At 63.5% G+C, this 16,972-nt stretch carries 19 protein-coding genes; 14 read left to right on the top strand and 5 right to left on the bottom strand.

The features are described from left to right. The 13 genes from GRI97_RS10600 (at position 1) to lysC (ending at position 11,661) form a co-directional block, all read left to right on the top strand. Positions 1-876 carry an oxygenase MpaB family protein gene (locus GRI97_RS10600; protein ID WP_161391159.1) on the top strand — a complete coding sequence of 292 codons (876 nt, stop codon included), beginning with the start codon at positions 1-3 and terminating at the stop codon, positions 874-876. Positions 877-963: 87 nt separating this feature from the next. Beyond that, complete coding sequence (locus GRI97_RS10595) at positions 964-1,554, top strand: hypothetical protein (protein WP_161391158.1); 591 nt, start codon at positions 964-966, stop codon at positions 1,552-1,554. Continuing rightward, on the top strand, positions 1,551-2,225 hold the full coding sequence (locus GRI97_RS10590; RefSeq protein WP_161391157.1) for a hypothetical protein: 675 nt from the start codon (positions 1,551-1,553) through the stop codon (positions 2,223-2,225). Before GRI97_RS10595 ends, GRI97_RS10590 begins: the two co-directional genes overlap by 4 nt. Next, positions 2,225-4,048: a hypothetical protein gene (locus GRI97_RS10585; RefSeq protein WP_161391156.1), complete on the top strand. Its 1,824-nt coding sequence runs from the start codon at positions 2,225-2,227 to the stop codon at positions 4,046-4,048. The genes GRI97_RS10590 and GRI97_RS10585 overlap by 1 nt, the downstream gene beginning before the upstream one ends. After that, the gene (locus GRI97_RS10580; RefSeq protein ID WP_202392705.1) at positions 4,045-4,554 is read left to right on the top strand and encodes a hypothetical protein; all 510 of its coding nucleotides are present in this window, start codon (positions 4,045-4,047) and stop codon (positions 4,552-4,554) included. The genes GRI97_RS10585 and GRI97_RS10580 overlap by 4 nt, the downstream gene beginning before the upstream one ends. Next, a complete protein-coding gene (locus GRI97_RS10575) occupies positions 4,539-5,075 on the top strand; it encodes a hypothetical protein (RefSeq protein WP_202392704.1) in 537 nt (178 codons plus the stop codon). Before GRI97_RS10580 ends, GRI97_RS10575 begins: the two co-directional genes overlap by 16 nt. A gap of 331 nt (positions 5,076-5,406) precedes the next feature. Next, positions 5,407-8,727: a hypothetical protein gene (locus tag GRI97_RS10570; protein ID WP_161391155.1), complete on the top strand. Its 3,321-nt coding sequence runs from the start codon at positions 5,407-5,409 to the stop codon at positions 8,725-8,727. 9 nt (positions 8,728-8,736) lie between these two features. Then, positions 8,737-9,150, top strand: coding sequence for an SGNH/GDSL hydrolase family protein (locus GRI97_RS10565; RefSeq protein ID WP_161391154.1), 414 nt, complete (start codon positions 8,737-8,739; stop codon positions 9,148-9,150). 4 nt (positions 9,151-9,154) lie between these two features. Next, complete coding sequence (locus GRI97_RS10560) at positions 9,155-10,060, top strand: hypothetical protein (protein ID WP_161391153.1); 906 nt, start codon at positions 9,155-9,157, stop codon at positions 10,058-10,060. Positions 10,061-10,147: 87 nt separating this feature from the next. Next, positions 10,148-10,711 carry a lysozyme family protein gene (locus tag GRI97_RS10555; protein ID WP_161391152.1) on the top strand — a complete coding sequence of 188 codons (564 nt, stop codon included), beginning with the start codon at positions 10,148-10,150 and terminating at the stop codon, positions 10,709-10,711. Beyond that, entirely contained in the window at positions 10,711-11,079 is a 369-nt protein-coding gene (locus GRI97_RS10550; protein WP_161391151.1) for a phage holin family protein, read from the top strand. Before GRI97_RS10555 ends, GRI97_RS10550 begins: the two co-directional genes overlap by 1 nt. Then, positions 11,076-11,465, top strand: coding sequence for a hypothetical protein (locus GRI97_RS10545; protein WP_161391150.1), 390 nt, complete (start codon positions 11,076-11,078; stop codon positions 11,463-11,465). Before GRI97_RS10550 ends, GRI97_RS10545 begins: the two co-directional genes overlap by 4 nt. Beyond that, on the top strand, positions 11,353-11,661 hold the full coding sequence (lysC, locus tag GRI97_RS19005) for an Rz1-like lysis system protein LysC (protein WP_456236741.1): 309 nt from the start codon (positions 11,353-11,355) through the stop codon (positions 11,659-11,661). The genes GRI97_RS10545 and lysC overlap by 113 nt, the downstream gene beginning before the upstream one ends. On the opposite strand, the gene GRI97_RS10540 is transcribed toward lysC, so the two are convergent. The 4 genes from GRI97_RS10540 to GRI97_RS10525 form a co-directional block, all read right to left on the bottom strand. Further along, positions 11,662-12,819 (bottom strand): acyltransferase family protein, encoded by a 1,158-nt coding sequence (locus GRI97_RS10540; RefSeq protein ID WP_268891186.1) that lies wholly within the window; start codon positions 12,817-12,819, stop codon positions 11,662-11,664. Between the two features lie 631 nt (positions 12,820-13,450). Next, positions 13,451-14,068, bottom strand: a complete 618-nt coding sequence (locus GRI97_RS10535; protein WP_161391148.1) for a hemerythrin domain-containing protein — start codon at positions 14,066-14,068, stop codon at positions 13,451-13,453. Between the two features lie 124 nt (positions 14,069-14,192). Then, positions 14,193-14,651, bottom strand: a complete 459-nt coding sequence (ndhC, locus tag GRI97_RS10530; RefSeq protein WP_161391147.1) for an NADH-quinone oxidoreductase subunit A — start codon at positions 14,649-14,651, stop codon at positions 14,193-14,195. A gap of 194 nt (positions 14,652-14,845) precedes the next feature. After that, the gene (locus GRI97_RS10525; protein ID WP_161391146.1) at positions 14,846-15,166 is read right to left on the bottom strand and encodes a DMT family transporter; all 321 of its coding nucleotides are present in this window, start codon (positions 15,164-15,166) and stop codon (positions 14,846-14,848) included. 170 nt (positions 15,167-15,336) lie between these two features. Between GRI97_RS10525 and GRI97_RS10520 the strand changes: the two genes are divergently transcribed. After that, positions 15,337-16,341 carry an asparaginase gene (locus GRI97_RS10520; protein ID WP_161391145.1) on the top strand — a complete coding sequence of 335 codons (1,005 nt, stop codon included), beginning with the start codon at positions 15,337-15,339 and terminating at the stop codon, positions 16,339-16,341. Here the strand turns inward: GRI97_RS10520 and GRI97_RS10515 are convergent, their stop codons facing one another. Continuing rightward, a complete protein-coding gene (locus tag GRI97_RS10515) occupies positions 16,342-16,968 on the bottom strand; it encodes a TetR/AcrR family transcriptional regulator (protein ID WP_161391144.1) in 627 nt (208 codons plus the stop codon). Positions 16,969-16,972 lie beyond the last annotated feature (4 nt).

Below are 16,972 nucleotides of genomic sequence, written 5' to 3'. Positions count from 1 at the left end.
ATGACGGCGACAGCGCGTAACCATTTTGCCCCCGGCGCCCGGCTGAGCGAGCGGCTGCGGGCCCGGTTCGTGGGGCAGGTGCGCAGCGTGTTCAACGATGCATCGCAGGGTGAGGTGCCGGTGGTGCCATCCGACCACGCGCTTTATCCCAGAGGATCGGTGATCTGGCGCGTGCACGGCGATGTGGCGACGATGATGGTGGGCGGGGTCGCCGCGCTGCTGCTGCAGATGCTGCACCCCGCGGCGCTGGCCGGGGTGTGGGACCACAGCCATTTCCGCAACGACATGCAGGGCCGGCTGCGGCGGACGGCGCGCTTCATCGCGAAGACCACCTATGCCGAGAAGACGGAGGCCGAGGCGGCGATCGCCCGCGTGCGGCAGGTGCATGACCATGTGCGTGGCACCCTGCCCGATGGCACGCCCTACAGCGCCAATGACCCCGAACTGCTGGCCTGGGTGCATGTGTGCGAGGCATTGTGTTTCCTGGATGCCTGGCGCGCCTTTGGCGAACCGGGGATCAGCCGGCGCGATCAGGACGCCTATTTCGCCCAGGCGGCGCTGGTGGCGCGCGCATTGGGGGCCGACCCGGTGCCGGAAAGCCGCGCGGAGGCGGAGGCGCTGATCCGGCGGTTCCGCCCCGCCCTGCGCGCCGAAACGCGGACGCGCGAGGTGGCGCGGATGGTGCTGGACCAGCCGGCGCTGAGCCGTGCGATGGCGCCGATGCAGGCAGTGACGATGCAGGCCGCGATCGGCATCCTGCCACGCTGGGCGCAGGATCTGCATGGGCTGCATCCCGCGCCGCTGACCCGCCATGCCAACAGCGCGGCGACCTGGGCGATGGCCGGCACGCTGCGCTGGGCGTTTCGGCGGCGCTGAGCAATCATGATGCTGTGGGCGCCTTCTACCTCGTCTTGACGGAAAGGGCGCGATTCAACCTGCTGCCCGATCCGCTAGACCCGGGGGATGGCCGCACTCATCACGCTTTGCAACCAAGCCCTTTCCCTGGTGTGGAAGGGGCAGATCGCCAGCCTGAACGAAGGGACGCTGGAGGCGCGGGAATGCCTGCGCTTTGCCGGTCCCATCCTGCAGGAAATGGCCGACTGGTCCGACGATCTGCCGATCGGACGGGCCCAGGTGATGCTGGCGGAGGTGGCCAATGACCGGGCTGGCGAATGGCGCCATGCCCATGCCGCACCGGCCGATATGGCGGCGCCTGTTACCGTGCTGGCGGATGATGCATCCCCGGCCGCGTATCTGTACGAGAACGGGCGCATTTACTGCGATATCGCGCCGGTGCGGCTGAACTACACCCGGTCCACCGTGGATGCCGGGGAACTGCCCCCGCTGCTGGCGCGGGCCTTTGTCGATGAACTGGCGGCGCGGATTGCCGGACCGCTGACGCGCGATGCCGGGCTGGCCCAGGCGCTGATCCAGCAGGCCGAAGTGTCACGCGCGCGGGCGCTGGCAGATGAGGAGAACAAGCGCAACCGCAGCGACCGGGCCTGGCCCTCACAGGCCGAGCAGGCGCGGCTTGGCGCAGGAGATGCGGCATGAGCCGGTTTCGCGCCGCCCAGCCCAATTTCAGCCGGGGCGAGCTGGCCCCGGCGCTGCATGCCCGGTTCGATGTCGATGCGTGGAATGCCGCCGTGCGCCGCGCGCGCAATGTGGTGATCCTGAAGCATGGCGGGCTGAGCAAGCGACCGGGCACCGAACTGGTGGCCGAGGTGCTGGACGACAGCGCGCCCAACCGGCTGATCCCGTTCCAGTTTTCCCTGACCCAGAGCTATGCGCTGGAAATGGGCCAGGGCTATATGGCGCCCTGCGCGCATGGCGGCCGGGTGGTGGAGGAAGAGCTGGCCATCACCCACATCAGCAATGCGGCGCAGGCGCGGGTGAGCGCGGCGTTCCATGGATTTGCGGCGGGCGATGTCGTCTATCTGTCGGGCATTGCCGGCGGCCTGGGCGATCTGCTGAACGGGCGGGCCTGGCGGGTAACCGGCGTGACGGATGCCAATGGCCTCAACGCCAGCTTCACCATCGATGCCGATACCAGCGCCCTGCCCGCCTTCACCACGGCCGAAGGGGGCACGAACCGGGCAGCTGCCGGGCCGCCGGCTGCGGTTGCGCCCGTGGTGCCGATCCCGATTGCCCCACCCATCGCGCCGCCGATCCGTGGCGGGGGTGGCGGGGCGTGGCGCAGGCCGCTGATGCAGGATGATCGCTGATGGGTGTCGCCCGCGTCTATCGCGCCGGATCGCCATATAATGGCGTGGAACTGGCAGAGATCGATTTCGAACAGACCGCCGATACGCTGTATCTGGCGCATATCGACCATCCCCCGGCCAAGCTGGTGCGATCCGGCCATACGCAATGGCAATTCCGCGATGTCGTCTTCGGCCCGACGCTGGCCGCGCCAGCCGGCTGTTCCGCCGGATCGATGGTGGCCAACACCGATGGCGACAATGACCACAAGAACTACTTCCCCCAGCCCGCACGCTATTGCGTGACGGCGATCAATGACGACACGGGGGAAGAAAGCCGCGCATCGGGCAGTGCCACGACCACCAATGATCTGACGCTGAAGCGCAATTACAACACGATCAGTTGGCCGGCCGTGACCGGCGCGACGCGGTATCATGTCTACAAGGCTGAAAATTCGCAGTTCTTCGGCTATATCGGCACCACGCAGGGGCTGACTTTCCGCGACGACAATATCGGCCCGGCGCTGGACCAGGCGCCGCCGACGCGGTGGGATCCCTTTGCCGCAGCGGGCGATTACCCGTCCACCGTGACGCTGTTCGAACAAAGATCGGTCTGGGCGCGCAGCGGCCATGCGCCCAATGCCGTCTATGCGTCCCGTTCCGGCCAGCTGGAAAACATGGACCGGTCCCGCCCCTTGCGGGAGGATGACAGCCTGTCTTTCACGATCATCGCCGGGCGGGTCAATTCGGTGAACCAGCTGGTTTCCACCACTGGCCTGCTGGCGCTGACATCGGACAGCGTGTTCACCGTGGATGGCGATGGCCAGGGCGGGATCCTGACCGGCAATTCGCCGCCGGCCACCCGGCGCCAGATCGGCCGGGGATCGACGCGGTTGCCGCCGCTGGTGGTGGACAATGTGGTGTTTTACGCCCCATCCACCGGCAGCGCGGTGCGGACGATCAATTACAGTTTCGAGATCGACGGCCTGCGATCGAGCGATGTGTCGATTTTCTCCCCCCATTTCTTCGAAGGGATGGAGATCCTGTCCTGGGCTTATGCGCAGGAACCGCGATCGCTGATCTGGGCGGTGCGATCCGATGGGAAGCTGCTGTGCTTCACCTGGGAACAGGAACAGAATGTCTGGGGCTGGACGCTGTGCGAAACCGACGGGCGGGTGCTGAATGTCTGCACCATCACCGAAGAGGGTGAGGATCGGCTGTATCTGATCGTCGAACGGATGGTGGACGGGCCTGAAGGCAGGCGCGCGCGGCGCTTTGTCGAACGCATGGCTTCGCACCGGTGGGACGATGTGCGCGATTGCTGTTTCCTGGATTGCGCCGTCTCCGCCCGGTTCGACACACCGCAATCGCGGTTCACCGGATTGTGGCATCTGGAAGGGCGCGATGATGTGGCCGGGCTGGTGGACGGCGTGGCCGTGCGCGGGCTGCGTGTGACGGGCGGGGTGCTGGAACTGCCGGCGCATGTGCCATCGGGGCGCGAGGTGCGGTTCGGCCTGCCCTATGCTTGCGAGGTGGAGCTGTTGCCGCTGCGCACGCCGATGGACGGGATCGGCACCAATATCGGCCGGCGGCAGCAGAGCGGCGACATCGTGCTGACGCTGCGCGACAGCCGGGCGGTGATGGCGGGCATCGATGCAGCCAATCTGTTTCCGCTCAAATCTCGCAGCGGCGAGGCCTGGGGCACGCCCGATGCGCTGATGACCGGCGATTATGTGGTGACGAGCGCGGGCAGGGCCGGCGATGCCATCACCTGCCTGATCCGGCAGGACGATCCCCTGCCCTTCACTTTGCTCGGCGTCGCGCGCGATGTGATCGTGCAGGGATGAACCCCGCCATCATCCCGGCAGAATGGCGCCATATCGGCGCGATCGCGCGCGGAATGCGAGCCTGCGACCGGCGCGAATGTGCGGCGATGGGGCACGGCCCGAAGCAGGCGCTGCGGCTGGGTCTGCAGGCCAGCGACCAGGCCTTCACGGTGATGATCGACGGGCGACCGGCGGCGATGTTCGGGCTGGTGGTGCGGTGCGCGCTGACGGGTGAGGCGGTGCCGTGGATGCTGGGCACCGATGCGCTGCACCGCCAGGCGCGCGCGCTGTTGCAGCAGGGGCCGGCGATCATCGAGCGCCTGCGGCGGAGCGGGCGGGCGCAGGGCCGCTGGCGGCTGAGCAATTGGGTCGCGGCGGACAATAGCCGCGCGATCCGCCTGCTGCGCCGCTGGGGCGTTGCAGTGGAGGACGCGCGCGTGACGCGGCGCGGGGTGGATTTTCACGCTTTCCACCTGGACGGCGGGGATGGCCGAGAGAAGGAGACGCAAGAATGTGTGAACCGGTAAGCGCCGTGATGACCGCTGTCAGCACCGCCATGGGCGCGCTGCAGGCCAATGCCCAGGCCCGCTATGCCGCGCGGATTGCCGATCGCAATGCGGATATGGAACGTGAAGCCGCGCGGCAGGACATCAGCAATTCGCAGGAACAGGCGCAGGCGCATTATCGCCAGCTCGCCGCGCTGAAAGGCGCGCAGCGGGCACGGGCAGCGGCCAATGGCGTGGGCGTGGACTGGGGCACCAGCGGCGATCTGCTGGCCGAGACCGAAGCATTGGGGCGGGAGGATATCGGGCGGATCTATCGCCAGGGCCATGAACGCCTGCGCACGCGCGACATCGGCGCGGCCAATTATGCGGCGGAGGCCAATGCCCAGCGATCCGCCGGGCGAGCCGCATTGGCCAAGGGCGTGCTGGATCTGGGATCGAGCGTGCTGACGAATGCGGCGCAGTTCGGTGGGCGTGCTGGTCAGGCTGGGCGGGCCACGATCAACAAGGGGTCCGCCGCGAAGAAAGGCCTGCCGAAGCGGTGAGGTGGTGGGGTGTGATGGGCCACTCAGGCGCAACGCTGAGCCCCAGTTTCATGCTCCGCTCAGGCCGAGGGATGGATGCCGGATCAAGTCCGGCATGACGGTGTGTGGGGGGTGGATGATGGGGTTTTCGGCTGATGTGGCCGATGCGACTGGCCATGCAATTCAGCTGCGAGCACTGTCCGCCTCTCCCTGACGTCATACCGGACTTGATCCGGTATCCATGCTGCCTTCGCCGTCGGTCTTGCGGAAGATCGCGGGGGTTTGCGCCCTGCCCACCCCGCTGCGACCAACGCCTGCTTCAATCTCCATCGCCGCGATTCAACGCCTCTCTATGCCGACTTACACAACCATTCTGTTTTCCAGCGGGGATGCCATGGCGGTCAGCACCGATAATGCCTTTTCCGGACCCTTTCTGACGAATGGGGCCACCACCCAGTTTCCTTTCGGCTTCACGGCGCCGGGCGCGGCGGAGGTGGCGGTGGTCACCTATGATGCGGCCGGCCAGCGGGCCGATGTGGCTGCGGCCGATTACACGGTTGTGCTGAACGGCGGCACCGGTTTTGCAACCGGCGGCAGCGTGCAGTTCGCCACCGCGCCGGTTGCGGGCCTGCGGCTTTATGTGCTGCTGTCCCCGGCCTTTACCCAGGATATCGCCTTCGAAAACGGATCCGGCTGGCTGGCCGAACCGGTGAACGAAGCGCATGACCGGGGCGCGCTGCGTGATCAGGCGCTGGCGCGCGATCTGGCCCGTGCGCCCAAGGGGCAGCCGGGTGCCACAGTGCCCGATATCGGCGCGATTGCCGATGGGCAGGCGCTGGCGCTGGTGGATGGGTTGATCCAGGGCGTGGCCAATGATCCGGCCAGCGCGGAGAATGCCGCCGCCCGTTCCACCCGCTTTGCCGGCCTGTCCGACACCGCGCGGCAGCGGGCCGAAACCGCCCGGGCGGAGGCGCTGGATGCCGCCGCCATCGCGCAAGGCGCGGCGGCCGGCAGCCTGGCGCAGGGCATTTACCCCAGCCTCGCCGAGGGCATTGCCAGCGTGGGCGTGGGCGCCAGCTTCTATGTGCCGGACGGCAATGGCGACAATGTGCTGTGGCGCAATGAAGGCGGCACTGCCGTGCGCGGCGGCCATGTGGCGCCGGGGGTGGAAAGCCTGCGCGCGCAGATCGCCAGCTTTGCCAGCCGCCGCTTCATCGGGCGGCAGGATGTGCCCGCTGCCGGCGATGCGGATGTACCGGCCATCACCACGCTCTATGCCGCAGCACGCCCCCGCCCGGGCGTGATCATCGGCCTGGAATATCGCGGCGGGACCAGCGGTGGCGCGATTGCGCCACTGGTCGCAACCGAAAACCCCGCCGATGGGCAGCAATTGACCCAGCTGCGGCGCGCCGCGCCCTGCCCCGCGCTGGCGGGTGCGCATGAAACCGTGCTGTTCGCCGCAATCGGCCAGCCGCCGCTGCGCTATGCGGCGGGCGACTATCTGGGTTTCGCCTGCCAGGCCGGATCGATCCGCTGCACCGGCAACACGCTGGAAGACAGCGGGCCGGACAATGGCGGCCGCTGGCAGGCGGCGGGTGACACCACCAGCCTGAGCCGGGAGCATTACATCAATGATGACAGCCGGCTGGAAATCCGCCTGCTGGTGGATGAAGGCGACGGGATCGAGGCCGTGACCGCGCGGGAGGCGGATGCGACCGCGTTTCTGCGTGACGGGCACAATGGTTTTCTGCCGATCTTCCTGGGCCATGGCGGATTTCGCGGCCAGTCGGCCCCCGCGCGCAACCAGGCGAGCCCGCGCCAGCTGGAACAGTTCTGGCGCATCCCCGTGGCCAATTTCAGCCGGCACGGCATCCAGACCCCGGAACTGGAAGGCGCCGAATTTGCCGGCCGCGCGATCGACGCCGCGATTGCCGCGCTGACAGCGGGCAAGCGGGTGATACTGTATATCCAGGAAATCCATCACCAGCTGGACCAGAATGCCGGGCTGAGCGCGGAAGGCGCCTTGGCATCCCTGCAGCAGCTGTGCGCCGTTTTGCGCCAGGGCGTGATTGCCGGGGCCGGCGCCAGCGCCGCCCAGGGGCTGGCGATCGGCGTGCTCAATTTGCCCCAGCCCCATGGCGCGGGCAGCTACACCCCCGCGCGGGGCCATGCGGTGAACATGCTGCTGGATGCGGCGCTGGCCAATGGAACGGCGGAGTTCGACTTCATCGTCAATCTGGCGGCCCTGCCCGAACTGACGCAGGCCCCGCCGCCAGAGGGCAATATCTGGTACATGGTCGACCGGCTGCACCGCACCACTGCGGGGGAGCGGCTGGTGGCAGAACGCATCCGGCAGGACACCGCGCAATGGCTGGAAACCGCCGTCACCGCGCGCATGGCCGCGCTGGTCCACCGGGCCGAGGGCACGGCGGCCGAGGTAGACATCGCGCGGGACACCGCGCTGACCGCGATCGGGCTGGAAACCGCCGAACAGATCGCGGCGGTGGAGGATGCTGCTGTTACCTCCATCGCCACGGCACGGAACTGGGCCGACAGCGAAGGCCTGGAGCCCGGTGGGCCGGGGACTTTTAGTGCGATGGAGTGGGCGAAGGCGGCAGAGTCGGCATTCAACACATTGTTTGATTTGAGCGGGTATTATGAGGATACTGCACATATTTGTCTAGATATTAACGGCAATATCGCAAGCTTTCAGCGATTTTCTGATGGAGAGCAATTCGGAAATTCTCCAGTTACCGGATCCGGCTCAATCGCAGTCGTTTTTGACCCATCATCTGCAAAGACAATCGTAGATATTTCGTCAAGCAGCGGCCTTGTTTCTCGATCTTACAATGATGAATACTGGGAAGACACACGCATTATTTCGATCGACGCCACTGGCGCAGTGCTTTCTTTCGACAACCCCTCCCCTTCATGCTCAGATCACAATTCAAGCCTGATCGACCGAGATGGTTATCCGAAATCTCACTTGATTGGTGGACAATTCATTCGCGAGTTTCCGCGTATTCGCGATCAGTTGATGCTCGATGCTGCCAACTTCACCCTGCACATCGCATTTGTCGGTGACAGCTACACGGAAATGCGGTCGTGGCTACGCAACCAAGCGCAAGCGTGGAAAACCGAGTTAGGCGACGGCGGGCCAGGCTGGTGTGGAGTTGGCGACCCCGCTGGCTCGCCAGCTAACATCAACGGCAACGTCGATGAGACGCTACTCAATGTAGCCGCCTACGGCGCCGCCAACATCGTCGGAACATGGATGGGAGCGGAACATAGCCCAGATTGCTGCTCTGCAACCAGTTCGACCGCAGGCAGCGGATTTTCTTTCAGTTATAGCGGTCATAACACCATCAAGAGTGCTGAAGCATTCTGGCTAGGTGGCCTTGGCGTAAGCCGGTATCGCTGGAATGGCGGTGCTTGGACAACACTCAACTTGTCCGGATTGGGAGGACAAAAGGGCGCGCTAACCGGCATACCGACTGGCGCATGGACGCTCGATTGGGAGGTGGTTTCCGGCAACTGTACATTTCACGGGGTCAATTTCCTCACAGGCCTGAAAGGCATCGTGATCCATGACCTTGCTGTTTCGGGTTCATCTCTAACCAATCACTGGGCAGCGACCGTCCGAGCTTCTCCTGCAACTTGGAGGGCAAATTAAGCTGCAGCCATGGCAAGGTTGGGAAACATCCGAACCTTTATTGTGCCAATTGGCACCAATGACCAAACTTACAACTTGGCTTATGCTTCATACGAAAAGTCAATGTTGGCGTGGATTGACGAGGTAGGTCGAGTAGCTTCTCGCGGAGCAGATATTTTGTGGGTGTGCGCTCCGGAAAATGGCCGAGACCCTGCAACATTTCCTCTTCGGATGGCCGAATTCACAAAGCGAGCAAAAGCGGTCGCTCTGGCGAAAAACATTGCCTTGCTCGACATGCAGCCTCTCTTCGGCACCGCTTATGCCGATTACGGCTTCGGCGGGACCGATCGCGAACTGATTACAGCCGATCTGCTTCACCCGAATGATGCAGGCGGTGCTGTCTATCGCCAAGCCATTCGTAACGCCCTAACTCACAGGAGCTGAAACAATGCCCAGCGCACTTCGCACCATAGTTGAGAACGTCGCGACCACTGGAACCGTGACGATTGACCGCAGCCGAACCCGCTTCGCAAACGAGCCGATCTGGCACAACGGAGGGGTCGAATTTTGGTTCGACGGAGCCCACATCAATTCACAGCCGAATCAGGTTGATCCAGTCACTGGAACCCAAGTTAACGACCTTGCGCAAGGGCGGACTGCTATTTGGCAGTTGTCGACAGGAACTATAAAATACGAAGAAAACGGGTGGGATTTTGGCACGATCACTGGTGCTAATAATTCCCTGAACATCCCCACTGACGTTACCACCAGTATTTGGGGCAGCGGCACCGAAAATCAACATTTCGGGATCGTACTTTATCTCAGGCTTCCAACTGAGGAAAACTGGAACCCGTCCGGGAATATCCTCCCATTTTTCCATTTCGATAGCCCCAACGGTATGTATGCCGACCCCTCCATGGCCTCGATTAGCGCAATGACAGGAACCACAAGCAAGCTGATCCGAATGCACCGACCGGTTTCCACAAGTGCGCGCGATACTTTGGATATTACGGTTCCTTCTGCAGCATTCGGAAAATTCTGCCAGTTAGCAGGATGGCGTGATGCTGCCGGTGTCCACTTGCAATTGCGCTACGATAACGGCGATACAGGCGCTGTTGCATCACACGCCATAACTGGTTCGGGCAATGCAACTAACAACTTCAGCACGCGCGAAGGCGTGATCGGCTTCCGCACAAATTACACTACCTTTGCGACTTCAGGAGCCGCGTCCCGCTGGAAGCTTTACGCGGGAGGAGTTGAGAATCTTCGCGTAAGTGGCCGAAACTTTTCGGACGTGCTCACCAGCGACTGGGCTTGGCGATTAAAAATGATGACCGACGGCATTTATGCCTGACGAAGTACCAATCGAAGGAGCGCATGAGCGAGCATCAGAGCAGCGCTCGCTCAATTCTTCACAGACAAAAAGGCAGGGAAACGCGCCATGATTTTTCCCGATGCGTTCTTCGCCGACATCCGTAAAATCACCGGATCGCTCGACCAGGTGCAGGTGGATACCATCAACCGACTGCTTTTCGCCGCGTCACACTGGCCGGTCGGGTGGTTGGCCTATGGATTTGCAACCGCCTGGCATGAGGCGCGGCTGAAGCCGATCGCCGAATGGGGCAAAGGCGCAGGCAAGCCCTATGGCAGGCCTGGCAAATATGCCGATGCCCAATATGGCCGGGGGCTGGTGCAATTGACCTGGGATGCCAATTACGAATGGGCAGACAGGGCGCTTGGCCTGAACGGGGCCCTGCTGCGCGATTTCGATCTGGCGCTCGATCCTGCTCTCGCCACCGCCATATTGGTCAAGGGGATGGAAACCGGCGCCTTCACAGGCAGGAAACTGGCCAGCTATCTGCCCGGCCCCGAAGGGATGCATCGGCAGTTCGTGAACGCGCGGAGGATCATCAATGGCACCGATCGTGCCGATCTGATCGCTGACCACGCGATGAAATTTCAATCTGCCGTCCGTGCCGGCGGCTGGGGCTGCACGAGGGCGTGATGGAACATTTCTCTCTGTCGGAATGGCTTACGTCCGCCGGCTATACATTGCTCGCCGCCGTTGGCGGCCTGCTCGGCTATGTCATGCGGGAGCATGACAAGGGCAATCCACTGTCCGGCTGGCGCGCCGTGACGGAGGCTCTGTCATCCGGCTTTGTCGGCTTCCTGGTGATGCTGCTGTGCCGGGCTATGGGGTTCGATCCGCTGTGGTCCGGATTTGTGGTCGGGATCTTTGGTTGGCTGGGGGCATCTGTCTCCATCCGGCTGTTGGAACGACTGGTTTATCAGAAGCTGGGGATCAAGCTGAAGGCGGTCCCCGATCGACACATGGAAACCACGCGCACCAGCGAACAGGGAGAGGTGCCATGAACTGGCTGATCAACGCCCTGACCCCCTATCGATCACAGCTGTTCGCGCTGGTGGGGGTGCTCGCCGTCTGCGGCGTGGGCGCCACCTCGGTGGCCTGGCTCTATATCCGGCTGCAGGGGGAACGGATCACGGCGCAGGCATCGCGCATCGATGGCCTGCTGAAAGCCAATGGCCAATGGGCAGCCCATGCCCGTGACGTAGAGCGGTTGCGGGCGCTGGAACAGGACAATGTGCTGCTGCTGCAGGACAAGCTGGCCCTGATCCAGCGCCAGAATGCGGCCGCCGCGCTGCAACTGGAACAATTGGAGGCTACCAATGCCGAGGTTAAGGACTATCTCGCCCGCCCTATTCCTGCTGATCTGCGCCGGCTGCTCGGACGGCAATGAGATCACATCTGCCCCGCCATCCGCCTATCGCGGCATTCCGGCCGGCTTGATGGCGCCTTGCGTGGTGCAGGATGTACCGCTTGCCACCACAGCCGACATGGTGATCAGCCGAGGGCGATGGAAAGCTGGGTTTGAGGAATGCGCTGCCAAAATCGATGCCATCAGAGCGCATGATGCTATTATGCGTTCTAGGTAATTATGCGTCCACAGGTGCCTGACCCGACAATCTGCGCGCAAAAGCGCTTCCTCGTTTATTGAAAGGCAACTCCACCCAATTGTAGAGCGCTGCCGAAACCGGGATTGTCGCGACGATCGCCAATAGAACAGCAATGATAGCCTGAGCCTGAGTGAACGCCTCCCCGAGCATCAGGCCCGCCCCGCCGACGAAAATTGAAAACAACGGGATGTGGATCAGGTAGGTCGAATAGGATTGCGCCCCCATCCACGAAACGACCTTATTGGTGCCCATCCACCGCAGTATTCCAAAAGCCTTATTTGACGGAGCCGCGCTCAGGCCCTGTTCGATCCGAACGAGATAATAGAAGAAACCCCAGATCGGAAAGATCAGCCACAAACCGGGGACCGCTCGAGCATATGCCATGGCTGACAGTGCGCAAGCTGCAATCAGCATCATTCCTTGCGCACGCGTTAAACCTTCATTGAGCGACATGCGAGACGCAATACCGATCACAAACAGCGGCATCGCAAGCAGGATGAAGGAATCATAGTGCCAGTTGAGGTCTGACGCCCTCAGACCGATGGACATCGCTGCGAAGACTGCGGCCATTATCAGCACCATTGGCGGGGTGGCGCGGCGGAACATCATCAGGATCGCCGGCGCCAGCAGATAGAATTGCCATTCGAGCGACAGGCTCCATGCTGGCGACAGAAAGCTGCTTGATGCAAATTGAAGCCATTCTTCAGGCGGGATACCGTGGAGCATCGATAAATGTAGAACGAGATGTGTTCCGAAATGCTCGTTCTCATCGGCAATTCGCGCAATCCGCTCCGGCCGACCGCTTACCCATTCGTGGGCAGTATACGCGTCCAGATACAGCGGAGAAATCGCGATTGCGATCATCAGGCAGAACAGGAAGATCGGATAGATCCGGAAAAAGCGCCGAACAATGTAGGCCGGATAAGCCTCCCGCTTAGTTTCCAAGAGGTGGGCAATGACAAAGCCACTCAGGATTATGAACACCCCCACAGCCACTCCGGTCTGCTGAATCAGGTTGGAGGCGATGCTGAGCGGTTTGCTTGAAATCTTGTCCAGCCCAACCAAAAATACGGCATGGCCGAGAACGACCCACCATGCCATCCAAGCGCGCAAACCCTCTAGCGAATGAAAACGCATCGTCTGATTTGCCCCGCTTAATGTGCCAGGCAGCGCGTTAGGCTAGCGCTTTGCGATTGAGCAAGCCACATTTACCGGATCGAAACTGCAAGCCGTCCAGCCAGCAAAGAAATTAGGCCGAATCTAGGCCTCCGCCCCTCGCCGCTCATCCGCATGGGCGGCCGGATCGTACAGCGCCCAGCCAGATTGTTGCCTCAGCAAATCATGGCGGCAGCGCTTGCAGCGGGATCGGTAGTTCAGGCCATCGTGCCAGACCCGGCGGCGGTTCACCCGGTGGCCGAAGAACTCACAAATCGTCAACATGAACATTGCGCGCAACCCCTGCGATCACGCCCGGGTTCCCACGCCCAGGCACCAATTCCGTCCATTGCAAGATAAGGAGAACGGCCTGTCACGCCGGATCATCCGGGCGGGAAAATGCGCGTCCAATGCGCAAATGCAACTTGTAAATTTGCAGTTACACAAAGCCGTGCAACTTCATGGATTTACTCGGCACGTCGCAGGTGATGCACGGCCCACCGATACACAATCGATACACAAATACTCGATTGGCTGGCCGCATCGTGGCGGAAGGCACTGATTCGCCGGGGTCTTCCGCCAGATGCTGGGTGCCCGGCCGCACCCTGGGCCATCAGTGCTTGTGACTGATTTTCTTTTCGATTGTTGCCTCTGCCTTTTCCGCCTTCTTGCGGCGTTCGAACACGTCCATCATGTAACGGGCATCGGCTTCGCTCAGCGCCGCTTCCGCCGCGACGAACTGTTCCTGTTCCTCCTCCCCGATATGGTGGAGATAATCGTCTTTCAGCGCCGCGAAACGGCGCAGCCAGCCGGGCGACGCCATGTCGCGCGCGGCCAGATCGGCCATCAGATCATCCAGTTCCTTGTGTTCTGCCACGGCATGGCGGGCAAAATCGGTGGTATCGGGATTGCGCAGCACGCTGGACCACAGTGCCTGTTCCTCCGCCGCGGCATGCGCCTTGAGTTCATGCACCAGTTCGGTGAACAGCGCCTCCCGCTCCGGCGATTTGCCGTGGGTCTGTTCGATCATGGACAGCAGGGCCCGGTGGCGATCGTGATCTTCGACCAGCCGCCCGAAAATGTCCGGATCGCCGCGAAATTTGGTCTTTGGCGTGCTGCCGATGCGGACCGGCAGATCGGGCGCGATCGCGCGGGCGGCGGCGATGCCCCTTTCCTTGGCAGCGCGTTCGCGGTCTGCAGGAATTTTCTCGATCGTGGCGGCTTTACCCATGATATCCGATCCTTGCCTCATGGCGCCCGCCGCCGGCTCCACCGCTGCATGCGGGGCGCCGGGCGGGCGCTTCACCCAACAAATGGATCGACGCACGGCTGGTTCCGGCGGCGGGACGGGCGGCCTATTCCCATTCCAGCGCGCCCTTTTTCCATTCGTAGAGGAAACCCACGGTCAGGACGGTGAGGAACACGATCATTCCGCCCCAGGCCTGCCAGCCCAGATCGAACACCGTCACCGCCCATGGGAAGAGGAACGCCACCTCCAGATCGAAGATGATGAACAGGATTGCGACCAGATAGAACCGCACGTCGAAGGCGCGGCGCGGTGCCTCGAACGCAGGGAAGCCGCATTCATATTCGCTCAGCTTTTCGTCACCCGGGCGGTGCGCGCCAGTGAAGCGCGAGGCGACGATGGGGGCGAACACGAAGCCGGCGGACAGCAGCACGGCAATGCCGAGGAAGATCAGGATCGGCAGCCATTGGGCCAGATCGGTCTGGGCCAGGTCGAGGCCGGACTGCGCGAACGGGGCCGCGGCCCCCAATAGTGCAACGGGGGTGATTGCGGGGATGGTGGGCGACATGATCATACTCCCTGGTCTTGCCGGGTTTCCCCGGACACAGGCCCGCCTGTGGCGGTGCCATTCAGTGGGCGGAGACGAAGCTCCACGGGGATTGTCGCTGCAGATAGGGCGCGCCATGCGCAGGGCAGCGAAGGAAGGCACGCACAGGGGTCCCGCTGAGGAGCCCGGAAAACGGCGCGCCGTGAAGGGCTGGATCAGCCCGGCGAAGACAGCTTCATCAGCAGCAGGCCACTGACGATCAGCACCGCCGCGCCGATGCGCATGATGCTGACGGTTTCACCCAGTAACACAATCCCCACGGTAAAGGCACCCACGGCGCCGATACCCGTCCAGATGGTATAGGCGGTGCCGAGCGGCAGCGACTTCATCGACAGAGACAGCAGGGCAAAACTGGCCACCATTGTGATGATGGTGATGACGCTGGGGATGACCCGCGTGAAGCCTTGCGATTGCTTCATCGTGTAAGCCCACACGACTTCGAGAACGCCGGCGATGACGAGATAGATCCAGGGCATGACAAACCTCTTGAGCGGTTTGCCGGGCCGTCCCGGACATGATCTCCGACAGACCCATGGGTGGGCAAGCGGGTGAGGACGTGGCCTCTGTCGGTCAGATATGCAGCCGAGCAAACGGAGTCAAGCAGGGGACATGGCGTGGGTGGCCATGGCGGTGTATGCGCGGGGACATGAATGCACCCTCCCCCCAGAACCCCACCTCCGGTCGTATCCGCATCCTCGCCACAGGCGGCACCATTGCCGGGCGGGCAACCTCTGCCGCCGGCTACCGCGCCGGGCAGATCGGCGTGGCGGATTTGCTGGCGGAGGCGCGGAGCCTGGGCCTGGGCGACGATGTGGAGGGGCGCGATGTCGCCAGCATCGGATCGCAGGATATCGGCCTGCCGCAATGGCGCACACTGCATGATGAATGCCTGGCCGCGCTGGCTGATCCGCAGGTGGCCGGGGTGGTGATCACCCATGGCACCGACACGGCGGAAGAGACGGCGCTGCTGCTCGATCTGACGCTGCCCGCCGGCAAGCCGGTGGTGCTGGTCGGCGCGATGCGCCCGGCTGATGCGCTGGGCGCCGATGGCATGCGCAATCTGGCCAATGCGCTGCAACTCGCGCGCGATCCGGGCGCGGTGGGGCGTGGCGTGCTGCTGGTGATGGGGGACAAGATCTTCGCCGCCCGCGATGCGCGCAAGCGGGCCACCCAGGGCGCGGAGGCGTTTGACGGCTTCCCGCATGGCGCGCTGGGCGCGGTCAGCCCGGTGGCGGTCGACTGGTTCGGCCTGCCCGATCGGACGGGCGATGGTGCGGCCTATGCCCTGCCCGCCGAACTGCCGCGCGTGGCGCTGCTGCTGGCCGGCGCGGGCATGGATGGGGCCGATGTGGCGGGCATGACCACCCGCGGGGCGCAGGGGATCGTGCTGGCCGGCATGGGCCAGGGCAATGCGCCCGCCGCCATGCTGGAGGCGCTGGCGCAGGCGGCGGCGGCCGGCCTGCCCGTGGTCCGTTCCACCCGCGTATGGGACGGGTTGGTCGATCGCAATGTGGAGGTGGATGACGATGCCGCCGGCTTCATTGCTGCGCGCGGGCTGAACCCGGCCAAGAGCCGGATCCTGCTGCAATTGCTGATCGGCAATGGCGTGACCGATCGGGCGCAGATTCAGGCGGAATTCGACCGGCTGTAATCAGCGCGGCTGCACCGCCCGTTCGAAAAAGGCCCAGCGCTGGTCGAAGAAGGCGTCCGCCTCCGCCTGATCCGGCGGGGGCACGTCCAGGAAACGGATCCGCTTGGCCAGCCCATCCAGCAGATCGCGCAGCATGTTCGCCAGCGCGTCTGCGTCCCCATCGATGATCTCTCCGCTGGCCTGCGCCGCGCGGATGGCGGCGGCCATCGGCTGATTGATCGCCCTGTCCCAATCCTCCACCCGATCGCCCAAGGCCGGGTTGCTGACGATCTCCTCCATCACCAGCCGAAACATGCGCGCGCCGCGCATTGTGTTGGCCTCATCGAATTTCGCCCGAGCCATGGCTTTGAGCCAGTCCATCGGCGCCCGGCCATCTTCTGCCGAGGCGGTAAACCGCGCGGCATTCTGTTCCAGGCTGCGATCGATCACGGCGATCAACAGCGCTTCCTTGCTGGCGAAGCGGCGATAGATCGTCAGCTTGCTCACCCCGCAGGCGGCGGCAATGTCGTCCATCGAGGCGGCAGAGCCCTTCTCGCTGAACTGCTGCAACGCGCCATCCAACACGCGATCCCGGATCGCCTCTGCCTCGGCCAGGGTCGGGCGGCCAGTGCGGCGCTGCTCGGTCATGCTT

The organism is Croceibacterium xixiisoli (assembly GCF_009827305.1).
Classification (GTDB): domain Bacteria; phylum Pseudomonadota; class Alphaproteobacteria; order Sphingomonadales; family Sphingomonadaceae; genus Croceibacterium_C; species Croceibacterium_C xixiisoli.
The sequence above is the reverse complement of the archived record's forward strand: the minus strand, read 5'-3'. Positions and strand labels throughout refer to the sequence as shown.